General features: G+C 72.5%; 2 protein-coding genes. Both read right to left on the bottom strand.

What is annotated here, in order from left to right:
* The coding region (locus tag ABEB07_RS11200; RefSeq protein ID WP_345668140.1) for a type I polyketide synthase at positions 1-1698 on the bottom strand (1698 nt) is incomplete at its 3' end.
* A gap of 15 nt (positions 1699-1713) precedes the next feature.
* Positions 1714-4363 (bottom strand): type I polyketide synthase (locus tag ABEB07_RS11195; RefSeq protein WP_345668138.1); only part of this gene is annotated, 2650 nt, incomplete at its 5' end.

Here is a 4363-nt window from a genome sequence, read left to right as displayed (position 1 = left end):
GCCCTGGCCGGAGAAGACCATGGTCAGAGTGCCCTCGCCGGACGCGCGTCCGGTGACCACCGCGGGATGGGCCTCACCACGGGCGAGCGCCGCGAGCGCCTGGCCCCCCTCCTCGGAATCGCGCGCCAGCACCACGGCTCGATGCTCGAAGGGCGTACGGGCGGTGGCGAGCGTGTAACCGATGTCGAGCGCCGAGGCGCCGTCCGCGACGGTCTTCCCGAGTCCGGTCGCCAGATCACGCAGCGCGTGCTCGTCGCGCGCGGAGAGGACCCAAGGGATCACGGGCAGGGGGGAACCCGCGTTCTCGGCCGGCTCATCGGCCGTGGCCGGCTGCTCCAGGATGACGTGCGCGTTCGTCCCGCTGAAGCCGAACGACGACACACCCGCCCTGCGTGTCCCGTCCCGCCGCGGCCAGGCGACCGACTCGGTGAGCAGGGAAACGGCGCCGGAGCTCCAGTCGACTTCCGTGGTCGGAACGTCGACGTGCAGGGTACGGGGCAGCACACCGTGCCGCATCGCCATCACCGTCTTGATCACACCCGCCACACCCGCGGCGGCCTGGGTGTGACCGATGTTCGATTTCACCGAGCCCAGCCACAGCGGCTGTTCGCGGTCCTGGCCATAGGCGGCCAGCAACGCCTGCGCCTCGATGGGGTCGCCCAGCCGGGTCCCGGTGCCGTGCGCCTCCACCGCATCGATCTGGTCGGGCCGCAGCCCCGCGTCGATCAGGGCGTCGCGTACGACACGCTGCTGCGACGGACCATGGGGCGCGGTGAGGCCGTTCGAACGGCCGTCCTGGTTCACCGCGGAACCGCGCACCACCGCCAGCACCGGATGACCGTTGCGCCGGGCGTCCGACAGCCGTTCCACGAGCAGCAGGCCGGCGCCCTCCGCCCAGCCGGTGCCGTCGGCGGAGTCGGCGAAGGCCTTGCACCGGCCGTCCGACGAAAGCCCCTGCTGCTTGCTGAAGTCGATGAACGGCGCAGGGCTGGCCATCACGGTCACGCCTCCGACCAGCGCCAGCGAGCACTCGCCCCGCCGCAGCGCCTGCGCGGCGAGGTGCAGGGCCACCAGTGACGAGGAACAGGCGGTGTCGATTGTGACGGCCGGTCCCTCCAGACCGAGCGTGTAGGCGATACGGCCGGACAGGATGCTGCCGGAGTTGCCGGTGCCGAGGTATCCCTCCGCGACATCCGGGATCCGCGCCAGCCGAGAGGCGTAGTCGTGGTACATGATGCCGGCGAAGACGCCGGTGGGGCTGCCCCGCAGCGAGCCGGGATCGATCTGGGCGCCCTCGACCGCCTCCCACGCGGTCTCCAGCAGCAACCGCTGCTGCGGGTCCATCGACACGGCCTCGCGTGGCGAGATGCCGAAGAACTCCGCGTCGAATTCCGCCGCGTCGTACAGGAAGCCGCCCTGCAGCGTGCTGCTGCTGCCGGTGTCACCCGGACGCGCCGACCGCATCGCCTCGATGTCCCAGGCGCGGTCGGTGGGAAAGCCGCCGATGGCGTCCCGCTCGGAGACGACCAGCTGCCACAGCTGCTCCGGTGTCCGCACACCGCCCGGATACCGGCAGGCCATGCCCACCACCGCAAGGGGCTCGCGACTGCTCTCCTCCACGTCACGCAGTCGCTGGCGGGTGTCCCGCAGCTCGGTGGTGAGCCGCTTGAGGTATTGGAGTGTCTTGCCTTCGTCCACGTCACACCCATCCCATCAGGACAAGCCCAGCTCGTCGTCGATGATGTCGAACATGTCGTCCAGGTCCGCCGCCGTCAGCTCGGCGGCGCCGTCTTCCGCGTCGTCCTTGCCGGCGCTCTCCCAGGTGTTGAGCAGAGACCGGAGCCGGCCGCGCACCTGCGCCGCATGCCGCTGACCGACCTGCCCGAGCCGCTGCTCCAGCCGGTCGATCTCGGCGAAGATCGCCTCCGGTCCGGAGGAGCGTCCGGGAGCGAGGAGCGACAGCAGGTACGCGCACACCGCCGCGGGCGTCGGGTGGTCGAAGACCAGCGTCGCCGGCAGCCGCAGACCGGTGGCCACGTCGAGCGCTCCACGCAGTTCCACGGCCATCAAGGAGTCGAACCCGTACTCGGTGAACAGCCGGTCCGGCGAGATCGCCTCGTCCGAATCGTGCCCCGCGACGACCGCGGTGCGGCTGAGCACCAACTCCGCGATCCTGGCCCGCTGCTCGTCGGGCGGCAGGTCGCTCAGCTCGTCGGTCAGGACCCGTTCCGGAACGCTCGACGCCGCCGTCCGGACCGGCGCCGGCACGAGGTCGCGCAGTACGGGCGGCAGCCCGGCGTCGGCGGAGCGCCGGCGAAGTGCCGCCCGGTCCACCGCGAGCGGGAACAGGATCGGGCCGCCGATCGCGGCCGCCTCGTCGAACAGGGCGCGGCCCAGGGCCTCGTCGATCGGGGTGAGGCCCGTCCCGGCCAGCCGTCTGCGGTTCACCTCACCGATGCCGGCCGCCATGCCGGCTGCCCAGGGTCCCCAGGCGAGGCTGGTGGTGGGGAGTCCGGCGCTGGTGCGGTGGTGGGCGAGGGCGTCGAGGTAGGCGTTGGCGGCGGCGTAGTTGGCCTGGCCGGGGGAGCCGAGGGTGGCCGCCGCGGAGGAGAAGAGGAGGAACGCGCTGACGTCGCGGTCCCGGGTGAGTTCGTGCAGGTGCCAGGCGGCGGTCGCCTTCGGTCCGAAGACCCGCCGTAGATGCCCGGGACTCTGATGCGCCAGGACGGCGTCGTCGATGACGCCGGCGCAGTGGACGATGACGAGCGGACGATCGGCGGGCACCGCGGCGAGCGCGGCGGCGATCTGCTCGCGGTCGGTGAGATCGCAGGCCAGCTGGGTGACATCGGCGCCCTCCGGCTCCGGCGCGTCACCGTGGCGGCTCAGCAGCACCAGATCGGCCGCACCGTGGGCCTGGACCAAGTGGCCGGCGACGACACCGCCCAACGTACCGGCCGCCCCGGTGATCACAACGGTGCTCGCCTTCCAGTCCGGGGCCGCGGCCGACCCGGCCGGCGCGGGGACGAGCCTGGGCACCCGCAGCTCCCCTTCCCGCAGGGCGAGTTCGGGCTCACCACTGGACAAGGCGTACGGAAGGGCTCGCCACGACCGCTCCTCGCCGTCGAGGTCCACCAGCACGATCCGGCCCGGCGCTTCCACCTGCGCGGCACGCACCAGCCCCCACACGGCCGCGCCCGCCGGTGCGGGGTCGCCGTCCACCGCGACCGCGTGGGAGGTGACGACCACCAGGACGCGTTCCTGAGTGCGGGACCGCAGGGTGTCCAGCACGTCCGCAGCCGCCGCCATCGCAGTCTCGGGATCGAGGTCCTGCCCGTGGTTCACGAGCAGGAGGGAGTGGGTGGCGTCCGACGACTCGTTCTCCGCGCCGAGCATGGTGAACTCTGTCGCCCTGCCCGGCAGTTCGCGCGGTTGCCACGCCTGTGCGAACAGCGACCGCCGACCGCCGGCGAACTGCGAGCCGGTGAGCCGTCGCATCGTGAGCCGTTCGACCTCCAGGACCGGCCGGCCCGCGTCGTCGGCGACGCGCAGGGCGATCGCGTCATCGCCCGACGGAGACAGCACGGCCCGCAGACGGGTCGCACCGCGGGCGTGCACGGTCACGCCCGCCCAGGCGAACGGCAGCCGCGCATGACCGTCCGCACCGAGCATCCGGTCGACACCGACCCCCTGGAGGACCGAGTCCAGCAGCGCCGGGTGCATCGCGAAGCCGGTGTCCTGATCCTCACCGGCCGGCAGTTCCACCTCCACCGCCACGTCCTCCCCGGCCCGCCAGGCCCTGCGCAGCCCTTGGAAGAAGGGTCCGTAGTCGAGGCCGGCGGCCGCGAACCCGGCGTACACGTCCGATATCGGCAGCTCGGTCGCGCCCGGCGAGGGCCAGGCGGACAGTGACCACGACGGTTCGGCCGGCGGCTCGCCACCGATGGTGCCGACGGCGTGCGACTGCCAGGCGCTGTCCACGTCGGGCCTGGAGTGGACGGTCACCGCACGCTTGCCGTCGGCGTCCGGCTCGCCCACCGCGACCTGGAGGTCCACGGAGCCCTCTTCGGTCATCAGCAGCGGGCTCTCCAGCGTGAGTTCCGCCAGACCGTGGTGCCCCGACCGCTGTGCCGCGTGCAGAACGAGTTCCACGAACGCCGTACCGGGGAAGACGATCGCACCCGCGACGACGTGATCGGCCAGCCACGGCTGCGCGGCCACGGAGATCCGGCCGGTGAGCAGCGTCCCGCTGCTGTGCGCCAGGTCGACGCTCGCGGAGAGCAGGGGGTGTTCGGAGCGGGTTCCCCGCTGGTGCAGGGGAGAGGCGTTCGGCCAGTAGCGTTGGTGTTGGAAGGGGTAGGTGGGG

Source organism: Streptomyces similanensis (assembly GCF_039543625.1).
In the GTDB taxonomy this organism is placed as follows: Bacteria; Actinomycetota; Actinomycetes; order Streptomycetales; family Streptomycetaceae; genus Streptomyces; species Streptomyces similanensis.
This window is presented reverse-complemented; position numbering and strand designations above follow the sequence as displayed.